The 305-nt window shown below is 39.3% G+C and carries 1 protein-coding gene; it reads left to right on the top strand.

The features are described from left to right. A partial coding sequence (locus AOA60_RS01020; protein ID WP_143522304.1) for a class I SAM-dependent methyltransferase occupies positions 1-305 on the top strand: 305 nt, incomplete at both ends.

Here is a 305-nt window from a genome sequence, read left to right on the forward strand (position 1 = left end):
TAAAGGAGCAAGAGTAGCTGATATTGGATCTGATCATGCTTATTTACCAGTTTATTTAATTGGGCAGGGGAAAGCAGATTTCGCGATAGCTGGAGAAGTGAATAGAGGACCTCTTCAAGCTGCAGAGAATCAAGTGAAAAAGTATGGATATGAAGAACAAATCAAAACTAAATTAGGAAATGGTCTTGCTGTCCTAGAAGGAGAAGTCGTAGATACTGTAATGATTGCTGGAATGGGCGGTCCACTTATCGCAACTATCCTAGAAGAAGGCAAAGAGCACCTTACATACATAGAAAGACTTATAT

This window comes from Pseudomonas sp. 2822-17, from assembly GCF_002742485.1.
Classification (GTDB): domain Bacteria; phylum Pseudomonadota; class Gammaproteobacteria; order Pseudomonadales; family Pseudomonadaceae; genus Aquipseudomonas; species Aquipseudomonas cyclaminis.